General features: G+C 57.8%; 23 protein-coding genes. 14 read left to right on the top strand and 9 right to left on the bottom strand.

What is annotated here, in order from left to right:
- The first annotated feature begins 122 nt into the window (after nt 1-122).
- From GDA65_17780 to GDA65_17740, 9 genes are all read left to right on the top strand, one after another.
- The gene (locus GDA65_17780) at nt 123-599 is read left to right on the top strand and encodes a hypothetical protein (GenBank protein MBA5864534.1); all 477 of its coding nucleotides are present in this window, start codon (nt 123-125) and stop codon (nt 597-599) included.
- A 131-nt stretch (nt 600-730) separates the two neighbouring features.
- A complete protein-coding gene (locus GDA65_17775; GenBank protein ID MBA5864533.1) occupies nt 731-1,186 on the top strand; it encodes a polymer-forming cytoskeletal protein in 456 nt (151 codons plus the stop codon).
- A 32-nt stretch (nt 1,187-1,218) separates the two neighbouring features.
- The gene (gene mnmA, locus GDA65_17770) at nt 1,219-2,301 is read left to right on the top strand and encodes a tRNA 2-thiouridine(34) synthase MnmA (protein MBA5864532.1); all 1,083 of its coding nucleotides are present in this window, start codon (nt 1,219-1,221) and stop codon (nt 2,299-2,301) included.
- 240 nt (nt 2,302-2,541) lie between these two features.
- Nucleotides 2,542-3,090, top strand: a complete 549-nt coding sequence (gene atpH, locus GDA65_17765) for an ATP synthase F1 subunit delta (protein MBA5864531.1) — start codon at nt 2,542-2,544, stop codon at nt 3,088-3,090.
- Nucleotides 3,091-3,092: 2 nt separating this feature from the next.
- On the top strand, nt 3,093-4,610 hold the full coding sequence (locus GDA65_17760) for a F0F1 ATP synthase subunit alpha (GenBank protein MBA5864530.1): 1,518 nt from the start codon (nt 3,093-3,095) through the stop codon (nt 4,608-4,610).
- Between the two features lie 65 nt (nt 4,611-4,675).
- A complete protein-coding gene (gene atpG, locus GDA65_17755; protein MBA5864529.1) occupies nt 4,676-5,563 on the top strand; it encodes an ATP synthase F1 subunit gamma in 888 nt (295 codons plus the stop codon).
- 68 nt (nt 5,564-5,631) lie between these two features.
- A complete protein-coding gene (gene atpD / locus GDA65_17750) occupies nt 5,632-7,074 on the top strand; it encodes a F0F1 ATP synthase subunit beta (protein ID MBA5864528.1) in 1,443 nt (480 codons plus the stop codon).
- Nucleotides 7,075-7,198: 124 nt separating this feature from the next.
- Nucleotides 7,199-7,621 carry a F0F1 ATP synthase subunit epsilon gene (locus GDA65_17745; GenBank protein MBA5864527.1) on the top strand — a complete coding sequence of 141 codons (423 nt, stop codon included), beginning with the start codon at nt 7,199-7,201 and terminating at the stop codon, nt 7,619-7,621.
- Between the two features lie 301 nt (nt 7,622-7,922).
- A complete protein-coding gene (locus GDA65_17740) occupies nt 7,923-8,570 on the top strand; it encodes a hypothetical protein (GenBank protein ID MBA5864526.1) in 648 nt (215 codons plus the stop codon).
- A gap of 132 nt (nt 8,571-8,702) precedes the next feature.
- Here GDA65_17740 and GDA65_17735 read toward each other — a convergent pair whose 3' ends face one another.
- The 5 genes from GDA65_17735 to GDA65_17715 form a co-directional block, all read right to left on the bottom strand.
- Nucleotides 8,703-9,299, bottom strand: coding sequence for a DUF3365 domain-containing protein (locus GDA65_17735; protein ID MBA5864525.1), 597 nt, complete (start codon nt 9,297-9,299; stop codon nt 8,703-8,705).
- 564 nt (nt 9,300-9,863) lie between these two features.
- Complete coding sequence (locus GDA65_17730; protein MBA5864524.1) at nt 9,864-10,634, bottom strand: peptidase; 771 nt, start codon at nt 10,632-10,634, stop codon at nt 9,864-9,866.
- Nucleotides 10,631-11,611, bottom strand: a complete 981-nt coding sequence (locus tag GDA65_17725; GenBank protein ID MBA5864523.1) for an alpha-E domain-containing protein — start codon at nt 11,609-11,611, stop codon at nt 10,631-10,633. The genes GDA65_17730 and GDA65_17725 overlap by 4 nt, the downstream gene beginning before the upstream one ends.
- 73 nt (nt 11,612-11,684) lie before the next feature.
- On the bottom strand, nt 11,685-13,109 hold the full coding sequence (locus GDA65_17720; GenBank protein MBA5864522.1) for a circularly permuted type 2 ATP-grasp protein: 1,425 nt from the start codon (nt 13,107-13,109) through the stop codon (nt 11,685-11,687).
- An 87-nt stretch (nt 13,110-13,196) separates the two neighbouring features.
- On the bottom strand, nt 13,197-13,775 hold the full coding sequence (locus GDA65_17715; protein MBA5864521.1) for a DUF3365 domain-containing protein: 579 nt from the start codon (nt 13,773-13,775) through the stop codon (nt 13,197-13,199).
- A gap of 130 nt (nt 13,776-13,905) precedes the next feature.
- Here GDA65_17715 and GDA65_17710 point away from each other — a divergent pair, with 130 nt between their 5' ends.
- The gene (locus GDA65_17710) at nt 13,906-14,838 is read left to right on the top strand and encodes an RluA family pseudouridine synthase (GenBank protein MBA5864520.1); all 933 of its coding nucleotides are present in this window, start codon (nt 13,906-13,908) and stop codon (nt 14,836-14,838) included.
- Nucleotides 14,839-14,928: 90 nt separating this feature from the next.
- Nucleotides 14,929-15,693: a hypothetical protein gene (locus tag GDA65_17705; GenBank protein ID MBA5864519.1), complete on the top strand. Its 765-nt coding sequence runs from the start codon at nt 14,929-14,931 to the stop codon at nt 15,691-15,693.
- A 75-nt stretch (nt 15,694-15,768) separates the two neighbouring features.
- Here the strand turns inward: GDA65_17705 and GDA65_17700 are convergent, their stop codons facing one another.
- Nucleotides 15,769-16,188, bottom strand: a complete 420-nt coding sequence (locus GDA65_17700) for a hypothetical protein (GenBank protein ID MBA5864518.1) — start codon at nt 16,186-16,188, stop codon at nt 15,769-15,771.
- A 448-nt stretch (nt 16,189-16,636) separates the two neighbouring features.
- Between GDA65_17700 and GDA65_17695 the strand changes: the two genes are divergently transcribed.
- On the top strand, nt 16,637-17,620 hold the full coding sequence (locus GDA65_17695; GenBank protein MBA5864517.1) for an RluA family pseudouridine synthase: 984 nt from the start codon (nt 16,637-16,639) through the stop codon (nt 17,618-17,620).
- A 60-nt stretch (nt 17,621-17,680) separates the two neighbouring features.
- Nucleotides 17,681-18,103 carry a hypothetical protein gene (locus GDA65_17690; GenBank protein MBA5864516.1) on the top strand — a complete coding sequence of 141 codons (423 nt, stop codon included), beginning with the start codon at nt 17,681-17,683 and terminating at the stop codon, nt 18,101-18,103.
- A 95-nt stretch (nt 18,104-18,198) separates the two neighbouring features.
- Here GDA65_17690 and GDA65_17685 read toward each other — a convergent pair whose 3' ends face one another.
- Nucleotides 18,199-18,378 (bottom strand): hypothetical protein, encoded by a 180-nt coding sequence (locus GDA65_17685; GenBank protein MBA5864515.1) that lies wholly within the window; start codon nt 18,376-18,378, stop codon nt 18,199-18,201.
- A 63-nt stretch (nt 18,379-18,441) separates the two neighbouring features.
- On the opposite strand from GDA65_17685, the gene GDA65_17680 reads away from it, so the two are divergent.
- On the top strand, nt 18,442-18,882 hold the full coding sequence (locus GDA65_17680) for a GNAT family N-acetyltransferase (GenBank protein MBA5864514.1): 441 nt from the start codon (nt 18,442-18,444) through the stop codon (nt 18,880-18,882).
- 105 nt (nt 18,883-18,987) lie between these two features.
- Here the strand turns inward: GDA65_17680 and GDA65_17675 are convergent, their stop codons facing one another.
- Both GDA65_17675 and GDA65_17670 read right to left on the bottom strand, forming a co-directional pair.
- A complete protein-coding gene (locus GDA65_17675) occupies nt 18,988-19,809 on the bottom strand; it encodes an iron chelate uptake ABC transporter family permease subunit (protein MBA5864513.1) in 822 nt (273 codons plus the stop codon).
- A gap of 290 nt (nt 19,810-20,099) precedes the next feature.
- Nucleotides 20,100-20,882, bottom strand: a complete 783-nt coding sequence (locus tag GDA65_17670; GenBank protein MBA5864512.1) for an ATP-binding cassette domain-containing protein — start codon at nt 20,880-20,882, stop codon at nt 20,100-20,102.
- Between the last annotated feature and the right edge of the window lie 7 nt (nt 20,883-20,889).

Raw genomic sequence — 20,889 nt, 5'->3', positions numbered from 1 at the left:
GCAGATTTTTGCGGTTTGACCGGAGTACAATGCCGACGGAATCTCTATGAGCCATCGATCGGAACGGTAAACATTGCCGGTCGGCCGTGAAGCGTGTGGTTATTTGTTTGGAGGGATGAACCATGTGGATTAAGGACAAACCAGAAGGAAAACGACAAGCCGGACAAAGCGAGGGAAGTGAAATGGAAAATTTAGAATCTGCGGCACCCCGCGAAGGGAACGAAGAGATCAATGCCTTTGTCGGGAAGGGCGTGAGCTTTAAGGGCGTCATTTCCTACAACGGCACGGTGCGTATCGACGGCAACCTGGACGGGGAGATTCATACCGAGGGAGTCCTGTTGGTCGGTGAGGACGCGGTCCTCACGGCGAAAATCACGGCCGGCACGGTGGTATGCAAGGGAAAGATTACCGGCGACATCAGTGCGCGCGAGAAGGTGAAGTTGCGCGCGCCCGCGGTGGTGAACGCCGGCGTCAAGGCTCCGTTGCTGGCGATGGAAGAGGGTGTTGTGTTCAATGGTACATTGGAGATGAGTCAGACTGGAACCCGCGAACCGCAAGGGACTTCGCGCGGACAGGGCGTCAAGCTCGTCAACAGCTAGTCCGGTTCGATCACGAAGTCGTTGGACAGAGTGCCGCCGGCCTTCCGTGCCGGAAGTCGGCATCACTAGAGTTCCATTTCAGTCCGCGCCACGGCCGGTCACCGTCGTGGGGTGCGTGAAGGAGGACGCTGATGTGGGGTGAGACCAAAAAGCAGTCCGTCGCGGAATCCGATAAGTTTACGTTTCTCGGGAAGGGAACGAGTTTTAAAGGCATCGTCACCTTTGACGGAACCGTTCGTATCGATGGCCGCGTCGAGGGGGAGGTTCACACGGGTGGCGCGGTGATCGTCGGGGAAAGCGCCGTGATCAAAGGCGTGATCGCCGCCGGGTCCGTGGAAATCAGCGGACGCGTGAAGGGCTCGATTACTGCCCAGCAGAAGGTGGAAATTCAAAAGCCCGGGATTCTCATCGGGGACATCCAGAGTCCCGTGATCACGATCGAGGAAGGCGCGCATTTTCACGGTATGAGTAATATGGGCGCTGAGAAGTGGTCGGAGGATGAGTCTTCCGAATTCGGTTCTCCGCAGGATCCGGGCGTGCGCGACCTCGTCGCCCATCGCGGCAAAGTCAAAACCCAAGAGCCGTAAGTGCCCGGCTCATTGTTCTCCCGGTATCAGTTATGACACGTCAGACAGTGCTGCTAGGTATGAGCGGCGGAGTGGATAGCTCCGTCGCTGCCTCCTTGCTCGTCCAGCAAGGGTATGAAGTCCACGGCGTCACCCTCCAGGTGTGGGAGCATGAAGACGAGCAGGCCGCGGTTTCCAAGCGCTGGGAAGAGCGCGGCTGCTGCAAGATCGGGATTGCGAAGTTTGTCGCGGAGCGCCTGCGCATTTCCTATGAGGTTGTCGATCGCCGCGAGGTATTTCAGCAGGGCGTCATCGATGATTTTGTCGCGGGGTATGCCGCCGGTACTACTCCCAATCCCTGTGTGCGGTGCAACGAGCGGGTGAAACTCCGTTCCCTCTATGCCTTGGCGCAGGAGCGGGGCATGGACTACGTGGCGACCGGGCATTACGCGCGCGTGCAGCAGGCGGGGGGGCAATGGTCGCTGCACCGGGCTTTCGATGCACGCAAAGACCAGAGCTATTTTCTGTACCGCATTCAGTCGGACTGGCTGCCAAAGCTGTTGTTCCCGGTCGGAGAGATGCAAAAAAGCCACGTGTGGAAGGAAGCGGAATCCCTGGGATTGCCGGTGGAAGAGCTCAAGGAGAGCCAGGAGATTTGTTTTGTGAGCCAGGGCGATTATCGTACGTTCCTCGAGCAGGAACGGCCAGAGCTCAAGCAGCCGGGATCCTTTGTGGGCGTGGATGGTGAAGTGTTGGGCCGGCACGAAGGGATAGCCTTTTACACGCCGGGACAGCGACGCGGATTGGGTATTGCGGTCGGGCAGAGACTGTACGTGCAGAAAGTGATTCCCGAATCAGGCGAGGTGGTGTTGTGCGCAGACGAGCAGCTCGTGCAGTCCGATTGCACTGTGGCGGATCTCAGTCTGTTCGATACGGGTATCGGTCGTCAGCCCGTCGATGTGGAGGTGAAAATCCGGTATGCCACTCCACCGGCCGCCGCGACGCTTCTGCCTTCAGCCGCAGGGGCGCTGCAGATTCAATTTCACCAGCCGCAACGGGCGCTGAGTCCCGGACAGTCAGCGGTCTTTTATCGCGGAGATCGTGTCCTCGGCGGCGGCATCATTCAACGCAGCTAGGCTGTGCCCTTTTCGTTTCAGCCCCCGCGCGAGTCCCTTCTCATGAAGGTGCCCCCGGTCGCCTCTCTTCAACACCGCTTTTCCCAGCCGGTCTGGCGGTCATCTCGCAGCCAGTCATCTCTCTCATGTATGGGATCCTCCTTGACAGTGCCCGCGTTTGAATGCTAACTTGGCGCGCTTTTTGTCGTGCCCACCGCACGCAAGCTTCCTGTTTGATCAAAACACGGTTAACCGTAGCGGATAGGTATTGTGATTAAGACAGCCGTCGCACGTCGATACGCAAAAGCTCTGTTCGAACTTCTTGATAACCCAAGCATCGAGCCGGCCCGCTTGGCCCTGAATGGACTTGGGGAGGCCTTTACGCATTCAGCCGAATTGCGGCATGCCGTGGCCTCTCCTGTGTTCCCTGAAGGCACCAAGCTCAGTGTGCTGATCGAAGTGGCTACCAAGCTTGGATGTCCACCGGTCGTCAAGCGGTTCCTCGATCAGTTGGTAAAAAAGAATCGCGTCAGTTTCCTGCCCGACATCGCCGAGGCCTTTGCTAAGCTGGTAGATGAATCCAAGGGGACGCAGCAAGTGCTCGTGTCATCCGCCAATGCGCTGCCTGCAACCGAGCAGGATCGGATCACCACCCGGTTGCGCGATCTGTTGAAGCGCGATGTCGATGTCACTTTCCATACAGAACCTGAACATGTCGCCGGCCTCCATATCCGCCTGGGCAGCACCGTCGTAGACAGCACGGTCCGGGGCCGACTGAGCGCCATGCAGCGTGTGTTGACCAAGGAGTAGCCATGCAGATCAAGGCAGAAGAGATCAGCTCCATCATTAAAGAGAAGATCAAGGGGTTCGATCAACAAGTCGATGTGAGCCAGACCGGTTCGGTCATTCAGGTCGGAGACGGTATTGCGAAAGTCTACGGACTCGACGGCGCCATGGCCGGAGAAATGCTCGAATTCCCGGGCGGACTGTACGGCATCGCCTTGAACCTTGAAGAAGACAATGTCGGCGCCGTGCTGATGGGCGACGATGTCGGGATCAAGGAAGGTGATCCTGTCAAGCGCACCGGCCGAATTGCCGAAATCCCCGTGGGTGAAGCGCTGGTCGGACGGGTGGTCAACGCCATCGGACAGCCGATCGATGGCAAGGGCCCGATCAACTCCCAACATTCGTCACGCATCGAAGTGGTGGCGCCAGGCGTGAATACCAGGCAGTCCGTGCGGGAACCGTTGCAGACGGGCATCAAGGCCATCGATGCCATGATCCCCATCGGTCGCGGTCAGCGTGAGTTGATCATCGGGGACCGGCAGACCGGAAAGACCGCGATCGCCGTCGACACCATTATCAATCAGAAGGGCCTTGGCGTCTTCTGTATCTACGTTGCCGTTGGCCAGAAACGGTCGACCGTCGCACGCGTGGTGAAGACCCTCGAAGAGAACCATGCCATGGAGTACAGCATGGTCGTGGCGGCTACTGCCAGCGATCCTGCACCGATGCAGTTCTTGGCCCCGTTTGCGGGCGCCGCGATCGGTGAGTATTTCCGCGATAACGGCAAACACGCGCTGATCGTCTACGACGATTTGTCGAAGCACGCCGTTGCCTATCGACAGCTGTCTTTGTTGCTCCGTCGTCCGCCCGGTCGTGAGGCCTATCCCGGCGACGTGTTTTATCTGCACTCTCGTCTTTTGGAGCGTGCGGCAAAATTGAGCGATAAATTGGGCGGCGGCAGTTTGACGGCCCTTCCGATTATTGAGACTCAGGCCGGCGACGTGTCGGCGTATATTCCGACCAACGTCATCTCGATCACAGACGGCCAGATTTATCTCGGCAGCGATTTGTTCTATTCCGGTATCCGTCCGGCGATTAACGTCGGTCTGTCGGTGTCCCGCGTCGGCGGCTCCGCGCAGATCAAGACCATGAAGCAGGTCGCCGGTACGCTCCGATTGGATCTTGCACAGTACCGCGAAATGGCCGCCTTCTCCCAGTTCGGCAGCGAACTCGACAAGGCCACTCAGATGCAGCTCGCCCGCGGTGTCCGTATGGTGGAGCTGCTCAAGCAAGGGCAATATAAGCCGATGCCAGTCGCCGATCAGGTGTTGTCGATTTATGCCGGCGTCAACGGATTCTTGGATGATGTGCCTGTGGACAAGGTGTTGCAATTCGAGGCCGATCTGCTCCATTACGTCGGGCAGAACCACCAGGACATGCGAAAAGACATCGCCACTGTCGGGAAAATCGACGATAAGGTGGGCGGCAAGCTGAAAGAAATCATCGGGACCTTCAAGCAGAAAATGGGCTACGGAGCAAAATAGCCCCACGCGTCACCGTTCAGCAGCGAGCTGAGCGCTGAAGCACGACGGGCTGAGAGCGTACACGAATGCCGAGCTTACAATCTCTGCGGCGGAAAATCGCCGCCTTCAAGAATACGCAGAAAATCACGAAGGCCATGAAGATGGTCGCGGCGGCGAAGCTCAAGCGCTCGCAGGATCGTATTCTGGCCGCGCGTCCGTATGCGCACAAAATGCGTGGCGTGCTGAGCAATCTCAGCCAACGTGTGAATCGTACGTCCCATCCGTTGCTCCAAAAGCGGGAAGGAAAGAAGATCGAAATCCTCGTCGTCACGAGCGATCGCGGTCTCTGCGGCGGCTTCAACGGTAACATTGTCAGAAAGAGCGCCGAGTTTGTCCGGCAATGCGAATCGCAAGGCTTGTCGGTCAATCTCAGCCTGATCGGACGCAAGGGCCGGGATTATTTCCGCCGCCGGTCATGGCCGATCAGGCAGGAGTGGACGGGGATTTTCGATAAGTTGAGCTTTGAGCATGCCATCGACATCGGTGGTGACCTGACTGAAAATTTCGTCACAGGCACGTTTGACGAACTCTATGTGGTGTACAACGAGTTCAAGTCTGCGATCCAACAGCGCGTGATCGTCGAGAAATTATTCCCTATCGACGCGGCCGTTGAGTTCGGCGCTGCGCCCAACGGGACGGAGCAGGCTGCCACCGGTGGCAGCTACTTATACGAGCCGGATGAGGCCGAATTGTTGAACGCGTTGGTGCCAAAGCATTTTCAGATTCAAACGTACCGAATTTTGTTGGAGTCGGCAGCCGCGGAACATGGCGCACGCATGGCGGCGATGGACGGCGCCACCCGCAATGCCGGTCAGCTGATCAAAAAAGTCACTCTGTATTACAACAAGACCCGCCAGGCGGCTATCACCAAAGAACTCATGGATATCGTGGGCGGAGCAGAGGCCCTGAAATAAAATCCTGACTGAGGAATGCTGCACGACGGTAAGCTGCCGGCTGCATCAGTGACGACAAGAGGAGCGTTATGAGCACAGGAAAAGTCATTCAAGTCATCGGCCCCGTGGTCGACGTAGAGTTTCCTCCCGGCCACCTGCCGAATATCTACAACGCGCTCAAGGTGACGCAAGAAGAGAACAAGGCGGCCGGAAAGCCGGCGGTTCGGATCACCCTCGAAGTGGCCTCCCACCTCGGGGAAAATCGCGTCCGCGGCATCGCGATGTCGACGACGGACGGTCTCACGCGCGGGATGGATGTGACCGATACCGGTGCACCGATCTCGGTTCCCGTGGGTCGTGAGACCCTGGGCCGACTGATCAACGTGCTTGGCGAGCCGGTCGATGAAAAGGGCCCGATCAAGTCGAAGAAAACCTATCCTATTCACCGGCCGGCGCCGCGTCTCGAAGATCAAGACACAAAGACCGAAGTGCTGGAGACCGGCATCAAGGTGGTCGACTTGTTGGAACCCTACAGCAAGGGCGGAAAAGTCGGTCTCTTCGGCGGAGCCGGAGTCGGCAAGACCGTCATCATCATGGAACTCATCAACAACATCGCGCTCCACCACGGTGGATTCTCGGTGTTCGCGGGCGTCGGTGAGCGCACACGTGAAGGTAACGATCTCTGGCATGAAATGCAGGAGTCCAAGGTCATCGATCCCGACGACTATACCAAGTCCAAAGCGGCGCTGGTCTATGGGCAGATGAACGAGCCACCGGGGGCGCGTCTCCGGGTTGCGTTGACCGGTCTCGCCGTTGCCGAATTTTTCCGTGACGAAGAGAATCAGGACGTGTTGTTGTTCGTCGACAACATCTTCCGGTTTACGCAGGCGGGATCGGAAGTGTCCGCGTTGCTTGGCCGTATGCCATCGGCGGTCGGTTATCAACCGAACTTGTCCACCGAAATGGGCGCGCTTCAAGAACGGATTACCTCGACGAAAAAAGGGTCTATCACGTCGGTTCAGGCCATCTATGTGCCGGCCGACGACTTGACTGACCCGGCGCCGGCGACGGCCTTTGCGCATTTGGACGCCACCACAGTGTTGTCCCGCCAATTGGCCGAGTTGGGTATCTATCCGGCCGTCGACCCTCTCGATTCGACCTCACGCATTCTCGATCCCCAGGTGATCGGCGAAGAGCACTACAAGGTCGCGCGAGGAGTCCAGTCCGTGTTGCAACGGTATAAGGATCTGCAGGACATCATCGCCATTTTGGGTATGGACGAACTGTCAGAAGACGACAAGATGGCCGTGGCGCGCGCACGCAAAATTCAGCGCTTCCTGTCTCAGCCGTTCCATGTGGCCGAAGCGTTCACCGGTGCGCCTGGCAAGTATGTGAAGCTGAAGGATACGGTCCGGAGCTTCAAGGAAATCCTCGAGGGAAAATACGACCACCTGCCCGAGCAGGCGTTCTACATGGTCGGTCCGATTGAGGAAGCAGTGGCGAAGGCTGAAAAGATGGGAGTGAAGGTCTAAGGGAGAGTGCCTCGAGCGTCCTCTTTGCTCGCGCAACGCGCGGTCTCAGAAGACCCTCGTTGAACGCGCGCAGGAGAGGACACTTCGATTCCCTCTCAGATGGGATAAGGAGTAGTAAGAGAAGATGGCCGGTAAGATTTTGTTAGAGGTCGTGACGCCGGAAAAATTGCTCCTGAGCCAGGAGGTTGATGAGGTCATCGCCCCTGGTAGCGAAGGGGAGTTTGGCGTGTTGCCGGGTCATTGTCATCTACTGTCCAGTCTGCGTATCGGCGAGCTCCGCTACAAATCGCATGACATCTGGCATTACATGTCGATCTTGTGGGGATACGCCGAAGTCACGCCCGTGAAGGTCACGGTGATGGCGGAAATTGCTGAGAAGGCCGAAGATATCGATGTTGGCCGGGCGCAACAGGCCGTGGAAAAAGCCGAACAGCGGTTACAGGCCGGCGGTCTTCCGTCAGAAGTGAGAGAGGCGGAAATCAGCCTTGAAAAGGCTCGTCTCCGTAAGAAAATCGCTGATCGTGCTCGAAAGGCCGGCCACGCGTAAAGGTCTGATCTCTCGGCCTACCGCCGCTGTATTTCCTTGCGCCCGGTCATCCGGCGCCAAAATATTCAGTGCCAATCTCTTCCGTTCCTGCATTGGACTCACCATTCTTCTCCTGGCATCGGCTTGTGCCGCCCCACTAATACAGCATCGACCGGTTCAGGCTGAGGCGACATGGTTCGTTCGGTTAGATTCTGTTGAACCTTCTGAGCGCCCCCCAGTTCAGTACCAACATCCAGCTCACTGGAGCGAACAGGACCTGTTTGCCATTCTCAGCAAGCTGTTTCTCGAACAGCGCGTTGGCATGATGGACGAGCCGAAGCCGGTACGCGAAGTCTTTTCAGTCGAAGAGTTGCAGCAGATCTTGCCGGGTATGAGAGCCGCGTTCCAACAGGCCTTACCACATGAATGGGTGGCCTTCACGATCATCAAGCACAACGATACCGAAGATCGCACCGTGACGTCAGGCGGCCTCTTTCAGGCGGCCGATCGGCTCCACATTGTCGTTGCGAATCATCGGACCCTCCTCCAGAAGAATTCGAAGGAGCTGGTGAAGATTCAGAACAATCCCCTGCATTCAGTTAATGGCAGCGGCGGCGTTCTGGGAATTGAGCCCCGGCGATTTGTCCTGACGACGAAAGCCAACTGGTCAGGGGGGCATCAAGCGTCCGCCAGCGAACTGATCCTCGATCATGGTGCCTTTCTTTTCTCTCTCCAGCGCACGGGATCGGCGACGGCTCCTGTTCCTGTCCGCGGATCGCATGTGTTCGCCACGGGACCTGAACCTGATGCAGCTCGGTCGGGATCATCCAACTCCGTGCAGGTGGAGTCAGACCAGATCATTCTTCGACTTCGCGAAGAGATCGAAAGACTGAAGCAGCAACTGGCAGACCAGGCTTCTGAGGTTGATCGATTGAAGCGTCGTGAAATTCGCAGCACACCAACTCCGTGATTCGTCCCCATCCCTGAGACCGACTCGACACGATTCTAGGGGCAGGACCAGTTCTGTTCTCCCCGGCAGGACTCTGGTCCGTCCTGCCGGTAACCGATCTGACGCCACTGTCTGCATACGCGGCCGCTATGTTTATGGGCCGACCGGGATCGTAATCACGATGGCACCCATCACGTCGTTGAGCTTGAAGTCACGTTTGGGGCTGTCGGGATGCGCGTTGTGGCAACCGAGGCAGGCTTGGGTGGCTGCGAGATCGGCATACACCGCTTGAAAATAGCGGGTCTCCCCGATCTTCATAAAGCCGGTGTGAGGTCGATTCGGTTGCGTCAAGATGGTTCCGAGCCCGGCCTTCTCCAGTTCGTTCGCCGCCACATTGCGCTTGTTGATCGGCCACAGACTGATCAGTCGATACTGGATGCCCAGGCCCTTCTTGGCGATGTACCGTCCCGACTCCATCAGGAACTGAGCCGGTAGCGGCAAGGTATTCTTCTGCTCCCAGTTCTCCGATGCTACGACCACACCCTTGGTCTGCAAGCGCTCGACGACATGCCTGGTATACACATCCCGGTCTGCTTCAATCACGGCGTGGATGTAATTGGCCACCGTCTCAATCGGGAGGCTGATCGGTGCGTTCTCAGGTATAGCGTGAGTTGGCCACAACAGCGTCGCGCTTCCTAATGCGAATCCCATCAGGGTCGCGGCACGCAGCAGTGTGTTGGAGGATGTCATAGAAACCTCCTTGGTTGTGCGCGCGGATGTGCCGGCATGAGCAGATCACACCCGGCGAGTGGATGACGTGTGTGAAGGATTGGACGGCGAGTCTTTTGGGCGAGAGTGAACTTCCCGAATGAAATGTCAAATCGGCGAGTGGAAGGTGATGCGACGAGAAGGTGAACAGCCGTGCGTGTCGGGATCAGCAGAGCGGTGCCACGCGTAGCCTCCTGGAGGAGGAACCGGTCGTGGGAAGGTACCGAAGACATCGTCCCAGTCCCCTACCTGTACGAGCCAGCGTGCCCATCAGATCATGCGGTCACTCATCATAGTACGCTTCGATCCATGCGCTGTCTAATCATCTTCTGACGAGGGCGCGACACAATTTGGGGGAAAAAGGTCCATCTCATTCTCCGTCATCCTGTCGCATAGACCCCAATGACTGGGGGCGTGATGTGAAGCGCGACTTCGGTGCGCACGAGAGCAGGGTAACCTGGGCGAGTGGCGTGGGTGAGCGCGACGTGCCATCGGGACACAGATAGTCGGCCGGTGGCCGGGCTAGCCTAGAATCGTGAGCCAGATTTATGATGCTGGATTGCCGTGCTCGTGAGGAGATGAGCGGGTGCCTTTCGGCACAGACTCCAACAAACGATCGACCCACGAGGCGGGAAGCTTTTCCACCGAATCGGCAATGCGCGATTGCCACCAGGAAGAAATCTCAGCAAGATCTTCTTTGTGAAAGCGGTGTTCGAAAATGTCGAACGTATCGTGCCGGTACAGCACGACATCGAGCGGATATTCGACGCTGGTGGAACTCGTGCGTGTAGCATCAAAGGCGAGGAAGCCGACCTTCAGTGCGAGATCCAAGCTGGAGTTGTACCGAAGCACCCGATCCAGGAGCGGCTTCCCGTAGCCGGATTCGCCGATGATACAGTAGGGGGTGCCTTCACTGACTTCAACCCAATTGCCCTGGGGGTAGATCAAGTAGAGTTTGTGCGCGAGGTCGTTTTCCAGTTGTCCGCCCACGAGGGCGTGGAGATTGAACGTCAGTCCGGCATTCTGCAACGCGTGTTTATCTTCTTCGGCCACACGGCGGATCTGTGCGGCAAACACGTTGACCGCTTTGAACAGTTTATCGAACGTTTGGTCGCTTTCGCTGATGGCCTCATCAAAATAGGTGACGGCTTTGTCTCGAACCGATCGTAACCCCGATGTCATGAGAAACATCGAGTGGCGGCCATGTTGATGGATGGATACCTTTCCCGCAGTGATGCATTCCGCCCCTGTCGTCACCCGGGTGTCGGCAATCCCGACCAACCCCTCCTCCACCTTCATCCCCAAGCAAAACGTCATTGTTCCTCCGTGACGGACCTTATGTGTTGAACTCGGCGAGGCGCAAAGAACGTTTCAGAAATAGCCTCGCCTACTTGATTGAGCCGTGCTTGAAAGTGGTCCACGAATTCATGCAGGCCCCTTGTGACGCAGTCTTCAATGTCGACGAAGTCGAGTTCGGCGCGCAGGCGTCCTAATCGCTTTTCAGCCACATTGTGATACGATCCTCGTTCGGATCCGCTAATCGCGTGCAGAGAGTCTTCCGCTTTAATGAGGCAATAGCGGATGGCTCGGGGGAACGTGGGGTCAAGGATGAGGAACGCGGCCACGTCATCCGGAGCGATGCGTCCATAGCGTTTGTAATACATCTCCAAGGCGCTCGCGGATTTCAATAAGTCCGACCATTGGATGATGTCGAACGGCGTGCCGACCTCATCGGCGGTCGGCAAGAGGATGAAATATTTGACATCGAGAATGCGAGAAGTTTTATCCGCTCGTTCAAGAAGGCGGCCGAGGCGCGCAAAGTGCCAGCCCTCCCCATGGGACATGGTGGCATCGGTGATACCCCACAGCAGATGACTCGCGGATTTCACGTCGGCCAAAAAGGCGTGGAGGTCATGGTGCGACATCCCGCGTGTGACGGCGTCCCTGACCAACAGGTAGAAGCGGTTGACCTGCTCCCACATGTCACTGGAGATGATCTCCTTGACCGAGCGTGCGTTCTCCCGCGCGCACAAGAGGCAGGACACGATAGAATTCGGGTTCTCGGCATCCGCCACAAGAAAATGCAGCACGGTCTCCTTCGTCGCTTTTCCATAGCGCGCAACAAACATTTCATGATCGCCTGTCGTGGCGACCAGCGGCTCCCATTGCTCGATCGTGTCGCGGGGAAGATCGAGGGACAGATTCAGATTGACCTCAATGAACCGCGCATAGTTTTCCGCACGTTCGATGTAGCGGTTGACCCAATAGATGGAGCTGGCCACTCGACTCAGCATCGCCGGGTCCGATCATGGTGCGTGAGGAGTCGTTGGCTCACCGATTCACAAGAAGCTCGTGTGCGCGCAAGACTCATGACAACACCCACGTATCTTTGTTGCCGCCACCCTGGGACGAATTGACGACCAGCGACCCTTTTCTCAAAGCCACGCGAGTCATGCCGCCAGGCAACACATAGAGCCCTTTCCCTTGCAGGACGTAGGGGCGCAGATCGACATGTCGCCCCTCGATATGGTCTTCCACCAAAGTAGGCGATCGAGAGAGCGCGAGGGTGGGCTGGGCGATGTAGTTGCGAGGGTCGGCCTGGATGCGACGGGCGCAGTCCTCTCGCTCTTGTTGAGAAGCTCGTGGTCCGATCATCATGCCGTATCCACCGGCTTCGTTTGTCGCTTTGACCACCAACTGATCGAGATGTTCCAGCGTATAGTCTCGGTCTCGACGTTCCCAGCAGACATAGGTGGGCACGTTGGGGAGAATTGGTTCCTCCGCCAAGTAATAGTTGATGATCTTGGGAACGTAGGCATAGATCGCCTTATCATCGGCGATGCCGGTGCCGGGCGCATTGGCGATTGCGACACGGCCGTTCTTATACGCCTCCATGACTCCGGGAATGCCCAGCAGAGAATCGGAACGGAACACCAGTGGATCCAAATATTCGTCATTGATTCGCCGATAGATCACGTCCACTCGTTGGGAGCCCTTCGTGGTGAGCATGTGGACCGAGCCGTCGATGACGGTCAGGTCACCGGCTTCCACCAGTTCGAGCCCCATTTTCTGAGCCAGAAGAGAGTGTTCGTAGTAGGCGGAATTATAGCTGCCGGGCGTGAGAATGACGATCGTGGGATCGGGAAGGTCCGACAGGGAGCGGAGGGTTTCCAGCAGGCGGCTTGGGTATTCGTCGACCGGTCTGACGCGATAGGTCTCAAACAGCTCTGGAAATGTTCGTTTCATCACCTGCCGGGCTTCCAGCACATAGGCCACTCCGGACGGGCAGCGCATATTGTCCTCAAGGACGTAATACCGGCCGTCGCTGATGCGCACCAGGTCGATCCCGGCGATGTGACACCAGATGCCGCGAGGGGGATTGAGGCCCCAGCAGGCTTTCAGAAACCCTTTGCTGGAATAGATCAGTTCGCTCGGGATGACGTTATCTTTGAGGATCTTCTGCTCGTGATACACATCATCAATAAACAGGTTCAGTGCGCGCAGGCGTTGGCGAAGGCCGGTGTCGATGAGCGCCCAATCCGGCGCCTCCACAATTCGGGGTACGATGTCGAAGGGAAAGATCTGCTCGTGCCCCTCGTCGCTGCCGTACACGCCGAACGTCATGCCCATATTCAGGATGACGCGTTCCGCGGCTTGCTGGCGCTTTCTCAGCGCTCCATCGGGGAGCGACGCAAACTTCCGCAGCAGTAACGCGCTTCCCCGTCGGGGGCGGCCGATTCCTTCGAACAATTCGTCGTAGAACTCGCCTGGGTCGTAGGTGGAAAACTTCATGTGAGATCTCACGGCTTTCCGTCGTTCTTCGGGCGGCTCGACACGGAGCGCCGCTTCCCGGCGGGGTATCGACGCTGCCGTCCGAGCCTACTCCTTGCTCAGGGGAATTTCTATTACCAGCGCGCCCATGACATCATCAATCTTGAAATCGTGTTTCGGGCTCTGCGGGTGCGCATTGTGGCAAGCGATGCAGGCCTGTGTTACGGCGCGGTCGGCGTAGACGGCTTGGAAATACGGCTGACTGCCGATGGTGACGGTGCCGGAAACAGGTCGTTCGGGGTGGAGTCGCACGGCTTCCATCCCGTTTCGCTCCGAGTTGCTCGCCGGTGCGTTCTGGGGGTTGATTGGCCACAAGCTCATGAGGCGGTAGCGCACCCTGGTCCCGGTCAAGGTCGCCAATTCACCGGCCTCCCGAAGAAATTGGGCCGGCAGCGGCAACGTGGTCTTGTCCTTCCGCCAGGTTTCCGATGCGGGTGTACCGCCCTGTTTCTTCATTCGCTCGACAACATGGATGGTATAAAACGTTCGGTCCGCTTCAATCACTGCATGCAGGTAGTCAGCGACTACTTCGGGAGGAATTCCCGGCAAGTCTGCTGCTAGTCCTGTCTTCGCGAATCCGCTCACCAGGATCAGGCACGTGACGACGAACGCGAGTTTCCCTCTCATGGTCCACCCTCCTTCTCACAAGTCGAACCGGCCTCGCAACGTTCAGCATAGGCCGATTGTCATCGAGAGGCAATCGGTCGGCCTTCTATGATTGCATTCGGACGACGCGCTGCCGTAGCGTAACAGCGCGATGCAAACGGCATTTGTCATCTCTGCCGGGGAGCAGCCCAAACGGTTGGACATATTCCTCGTGCACCGCGAGCCGAAGCTCTCGCGCGCGGCCTTACAGCGGATGATTACCGCGGGCTGGGTGCGGGTCAATGGTCACATCGCCAAGTCGAGTCAGCGGATCAAAGCGGGAGATATGATTGCCATTGATGCTCCGCAGGCGATGCCGTTGAAAATCGATGGAGAGACGAGACCATTGGAGATCCTGTTCGAGGATCATGCATGCCTGGTGTTGAATAAGCCCGCCGGGATTGTGGTTCATCCGTCACCGGGACATTGGTCCAATACGCTCTTGAATGCGTTGCTGAACTATTGCGCGCATTCAGGCGAGGCGGTGACGCCGGGCGTGGTGCATCGTTTAGACAAAGACACGTCTGGGGTGATGGTGGTGGCCAAAACGGAGGAGGCCCATCGAAAACTATCGGTGCAGTTCGAACGTCATTCCATGACCCGTCACTATGAAGCGCTTGTCGCGGGCGTGCCGGTTCAATCGGAAGGCCGGATCGATGCTGCGCTTGGCCCGGATCGGAACAACCCCAAACGCACGTCAACCCGGACGGCTCACCCGAAGCCTGCGGTCACGGACTATCGAGTCGAAGAAGCCTTCGGGGAAGCGGCGGCACGCATCGTGCTCAGTCCTCACACGGGCCGTACGCACCAGATACGGACACATCTTCACACAATCGGCCATCCGATCCTGGGCGACAGAGCCTATGGGGGCGAGCGAGTCAGTGCGATCAAGGGGCAAGTCATTCACCGGGTCATGCTGCATGCGCGTACGCTGGGGTTTACGCATCCCGTCACAGAAACCTACTGCGAGTTTTCGGCCTCCGCGCCACCAGATTTCCACGCGCTCCACCAGGCGCTTCGTCTGGAGGCGGCATGCATTCCTTGAATTTCTTGGCTATCCCGTAGCGATTGGTATACTGCGAGCAGGCACTCGTGCCGATGGTGCACAGGTGCGCATGTCGTCGGAGGAGGCGTCATGACGCTGATTGTCAAGCCGGTTGTCCTGGTCAAATATTTAGCTGTCACGATCACCTTTTTCTCGACCGCTCACTTTGTCAGCCAATACCTGAATCATGTGGCGGGCTACACGCATCAATGGGGACTGGAGCGGCAATTCAATTTGGTGAACGAAGCCAATATCCCGGCCTGGTATTCGGCCGTCGCCCTGCTGTTCAGTGCGCTGCTGCTCACCGTTGTCGCGGCTGGTGAGCGCCAAGCCGGGGGAGTCAATGCGCGCCACTGGGCGGGTCTTGCCCTGATATTTTATTATCTCTCCCTGGATGAGGCCGCGCAGATCCACGAAATGATAAGGGTGTTCGATGGGCTGCGTCCTACAGGGGTCTTCTTCTACTCATGGATCCTCGTGGGAGGCGGCTTTGTCGGACTACTCGGCGTTTTATACCTGGGATTCCTGACACGATTACCGGCTGCGACACGATGGGTGTTTGTGCTGGCCGGGAGTCTGTATGTCACCGGGGCGCTGGGCGTGGAAATGCTCGAATCTCGGTATCACTATCTCACCCACACATGGACGGATCTGCCATACGGCTTAATGGTCGGCGTAGAAGAAACCCTGGAGATGAGCGGTATTGCTTTGTTCATTTATGGAATTTCGTCGTATCTCGCACGATCCGGCGCGACGGTCAGCATTCGCTTTATCGACGACAGACGCCAGTTGATCTCCCTTCGTTCAGCCTCGAGGGCTTCCTCGGTTCATCCTTCCGATCGTTCCGCAGCCTGACGACATTCTCCGACAGAAAGCTTCCATTCTGCGCGTGAGCCATCCTCGAGAGGGCAAGCACCGAGGGCGAGGTCGTTACAGCGAGAGGCTTGAAATGTCGCGGTCCAAGTGCCGGCGTTGGAGGAGAAAGAAGGGAAAACGTCCGAAGGCGAGATGACAGCCAACCAGGTAACACGGCTGCTGCGATCCGACCGGTAGTTCCGTTGTCCAGCGCACTTCAAACAGACTTGCCTCACGTTGTGGTTGGAGAGCGGGATTGTGGAGCGTGAGCAGCTGCCCCCCCAGGGCCTTCTGGTCCAGCAACAAGAGGACCCCCTCTGAACTAATGTTCAACGAATGGGCTTTCCCGGATATCAGCGGTGTCTCCCGCCGCCGTTCTGGCGCCAACCCGTACAGACACGGAGTCTTGACCGTAAATCGCGCATCGATGCGACGTTCCTGCTGGGTGACCGGTTCGGGCGAAGGCTTGTGGTTGTCCACAGCGGGCGCGTGCATCGGTGAGTTCGAACCAAAAGAATTCTGTAGCGACCTGAGAATTCTGTGGATTAAATCTGAGGTCATCGCCAGGGTCTGCTCCAACTTATGGGTGACGCCAAACCTACGTCATAGAAAAGCAATTCGAATGCCCACGAGACGTAGGCCAGGCAGGTCGCTAACCACATGATTTTAGTTCGAGGGGAGAGGTATGCTGGAAGCACCCATGAGAAGGCCCACGATGGCGGCGTCAAAATTTCCGACGGACTGTCAGGAATGAACAGGCCTTGCCCGGGTGACGATGATGGATGAGCCTGGCCCTCAAATCGAGCAACATGTGGATGAGATGTGGATGGCGTGTGCGTTACATGTGTAGAACCGGTGGGTGGTTGTCGCATCTTGTTTTTGCCGAGCCCCTGTGGCAGCTTACGCACGCTCATGTATCGGTCACAGGTCAGGCAAGCCCCACGTGAATAGAGTCATCACCACTCCGGTTGAGATTATTGTCACCGGAGGGGAATCGTCCAAACGGATCGACGTTTTTCTCGCCAATCGCGACCCAACCTTTTCCCGCTCGGCCTTGCAGCGGCTGATCGGAGAAGGACGCATTCAAATCAACGGGCAACCCGTCCGGCCGAGTCAGAAGATCAAGCCGGGTGATCGAATCAGGCTGGAGGTGCCGCGACCCGAGCCTCTGGATCTGAGGCCTGAGGCGATTCCCCTTGAGATTCTCCACGAAGACTCTGATCTCCTGGTGCTCAATAAGCAGGCCGGCCTCGTCGTGCATCCTGCACCTGGGAATTGGTCGGGAACGATGGTGAATGCCCTCTTGCATCACTTTTCAACCTCGGGGGTGACTCCGTCCCATATCGGCGGAAAAGAGCGGCCCGGTCTGGTTCACCGGCTCGATAAAGAAACGTCCGGGGTGATGGTGATTGCGAAAACCGACCAATCGCACCGGGCGCTGGCCGCTCAGTTCAAATCGCACACGATCACCCGCGTCTATGAAGCGTTGATCTGGGGCGTGCCGAAGAAAGGGCACGGTCTCATTGAATTGGCGATCGGGCGGGATACGAAAGAGCGAAAGAAGTTTTCGGCGCGGACGACCAACCCCAAAGCCTCCGCAACGGACTACCAGGTCGTGGAGCGATACGGAAAAACCGCCTCGCAGGTGCGGCTTTCCCCTAGGACAGGGCGCACCCATCAGCTGCGGGTGCACCTCACCTCCATCGACCATCCCATCCTGGGCGACAAAACCTATGGGGGCTCAAAAGTGATGACGGTTGCGGGTATTCCGATACCACGGGTGATGCTGCATGCCCGCACGCTGGGATTCACACATCCCACGGGTGGGGAGTATCATCAGTTCGACGTGCCGTTCCCCGCAGATATGGCCGAGGTGCGCGACCTGCTTCATGCCGCGACCACGCACGCGGTGATGTCCAGGGCGTGAGCGAGGCTCAGTGTCCGGGGTGTGCACGGTGTTGTTGGTGGCATTCAGGAAAGGACTATCATGGAAACCAGTGCCGTGCTCGATCGGATCGGAGAGCTGATTGCGCAACTCAAAGGTTATGCCTCCAAGTTACCGACGGTGGTGCATCTGGCCTCCGTGCCGACGGGGGTCAAGCCCAAACCGGAAGCGGTGGAGGCATTTGAACAAGCGCTCTTGCGATTTCGCGAGCAAAGCGGTCGCTCCCCGTTCAGGGGCCTGCAGGACTACCTCATCGAATCACTCGAAGCGTTCGAGGTCGGCAATGTGCTGGGCGCGGTGCAGCCGCTTCTGGCTGTGCTCGACCATTTGGAGCGGATGCAGCGGGACAAGGAAATCAAAGTTGTGCCGGCTGAGGAGAAGCGCCTGGGCGAGTACCGCAGCGCGTTAGTCAAAATTCTTCCCGGCAGTCAACCGGAACTGGAAGGGGCCGGGCGAGGAATGTAAAGGCAGTGGCGAGTTCTCAGTCCTGAGTGGTGAGTTGAATGCCCGGTCATAGATGCAACAACTCATCATTCAAAACTCAGCACTCGTTCGACGGATCAGTGGCCCATCTTTGGTCCGGCGGCATTCGCCCCGGCCGTGACCAATTGAAACCGGACGGTCGAGTGGCAGTGCGGACATTTCGTACGGACCGTCTCTTCGTCGATCACGTCGTAATGGTCTTGCTTGAGCCACATCAATTGAAAACACTTCGGACAGCTTCTTACTTGCGTTCCCATGGTCTTCCTCTTACACTACGTTGAACCGACTGACCTCGTTCGGAGGGATTAATTTAGTACAAGATGCCTCCCGCTCTCAAGACCGGCCAACGACCCATCGCATTTTCCGATCGCAACGATTTCGACGCGACCCAACTGATTCATTTGTACCGCCAGGCCCCCTGGGCGAAGCATCGCAAGCTGGGGCAGGCCCAAGCCATGCTCGCGAAGACGGATCTGGTCATTTCGGCATGGGACGGTGCTCGCTTGGTGGGCTTCGGCCGTGTGCTGACGGATTATGTGTTTCGCGCCTCCATCTGGGACGTGATCGTCGATCGCGACTATCAGGGGCAACAGATCGGCACTGAAATTGTACGGCGCATTCTCGATCACCCCACGCTGCAGGACGTTGAGTTGTTCTGGTTGTGCACGCGTAGACCGGGATTTTACGAACGCCTGGGATTCAGCGCCAAGGAGCAGACGGGCATGGTCTGGTCCCGAACAAAGCCCGAGCCTCAGCCCTGACACACGATTCCATTCCTTGTTCCCGTCTCCTCCCTGTATCGAACCAGGGGCAACGATGCATCATTGTTGGGCATGGCATTTCGGCAAACAGCCCGGCCTTCCCGGCTATTCCGCGTGAATACGATGCCGTCGTTTCGGTGAACAACAAACCGCCAGGAAGAAGAGGCTTGTGGCTAGCAGCACGATGGATGGACCAGAAGGCAGGTCAAACGCATAGGACAGCAGGACGCCGGCGACGGCACAGAAGATACCGATGAGCATGGAATAGAGCGTCATTTGGGTCAGGCTATGTGTGAGCTGGTAGGCGGTGGATGCCGGGATGAGAATCATCGCGAACACGAGAATGGCGCCGACCGTTTTTAAGGCAATCACGACGGTGAGAGCCACCAGTGTCAGGAGGAGGTAAAAAATTTGCCGCGCCGGCACGCCGGACGCCGCCGCCATTTCCTGGTCGAAGGCGATGAAATACAGTTCTTTTGAAAGGAGGAGAATCGTTCCCAGCACGGCAATGCTCAGTCCCGCGATGGTCAGAAGCTCTTCGGTGGTCACGGACAGCACGCTGCCGAAGAGGTAGCCGTAGACTTCCGGGTTATACGTCTTCATCAGCCCCAGAAACAGAATGGCCAGGGCCATGGTCGCGGTGTAGAGAATGCCGATGGACACATCCAGCTTCATGCGGCCCTTTTCCTCGACCCAGCCGGTGATCCATACCGTCGCGAGTCCGAACACAATGGCGAGGCTCAGGGGAGGCAGGCCCAGGAGATAGGCCAGCGTGACGCCGGCAAATGCCGCATGGGCCGTGCCTGCACCGGCGAAAGCCAGGCCTCGCAACACCACAAACACGCCGATCACAGAACAGACCAAGCCCACCAGAGCCGCGGCCAGGAGCGAGCGTTGCATAAAATCGTAGGCGAATAGCTCTAACATTGTCTCACTACGTCATTGGACCATTGGATGGATGCACTAGCCTGCCTTCCCTTCTGCGGCACTTGCCGATTCTCGGCTGCAACGGACCTTCGGGCGGCGGGCTCGCCCTTCGGCCCCTCGACCTCCTGCACCGGGACGCCGCGGGTCCTCCCGGTTCCGGGCGCCGGTCTCGCAACGTGACGCGGCGATTCCACGGCGAACCGTCAGAAATAACGCGGGCCGGGGACGGTGGTGCGGGATAAGCCGCGATTGCTCATTCGATTCGTGCTCCGTCATTCGGATAGCACGCTTCAGTGGTGATGATGGTAGTCCTCTACGATGATGAAGTCTTTATCGGTAATGACCAGCTCTTTGCCGTAGACCTGGCTGAGAATCTCCGGTTTGAGCACCTCCTGCGGAGGTCCCGCCGCGAACAATTTAGTTTTGAGCAGGACCAATCGATCCACTCGCGAGCGAATCATATTGATGTCGTGGGTGATCATCAGAATCGTCAGCTTCAGGTCGTGATGCAGCTGTTGGATCAATTCCACGACGCTGTGTTGCGCCGTGAGGTCCAGGCCGGTGGTGGGCTCATCCAAGAGCAGAATGCGAGGTTGCTGGGCCAGGGCTCGGGCGATGAACACGCGTTGTTGCTGACCGCCGGACAAGGCGCCCAGTGCGGAGTCCCGGTGGTGGTCCATACCGACCTGTGTGAGCGCTTGACGGGCGATGTCGCGATCTTTTCCGGAAGGCCGTCGAAACAGGCCGAGCGCGCCGTATCGCCCCATCATGACCGCTTCCAGGACGGTGACGGGAAAGTTGCGATCAAGCATGCCTTTTTGCGGGAGATACCCGATGAGGGCTCGATGGTGGCAGCGCAGTTCTTCGCAGGCGCAGTCGAGGACTTGCAGGGTGCCACTCAGGGGAGCCATCAATCCGAGCACGGCGCGGCAGAGCGTCGTTTTCCCGGATCCGTTAGGGCCGATCACCCCGACGAATTCCGATTCGGGAATGGACAGAGAGAGATCCTCCAGCGCAACGGTGCCGGGAAAACCGAAAGTGGCATGGTCAAAACGAATAATGGGATGGGTCATGCGCGGC

This window comes from Nitrospira sp. CR1.1 (assembly GCA_014055465.1).
Lineage (GTDB): Bacteria > Nitrospirota > Nitrospiria > Nitrospirales > Nitrospiraceae > Nitrospira_A.
Note: the sequence above shows the minus strand (reverse complement) of the source record. Positions and strands in the feature narration are given on the sequence as shown.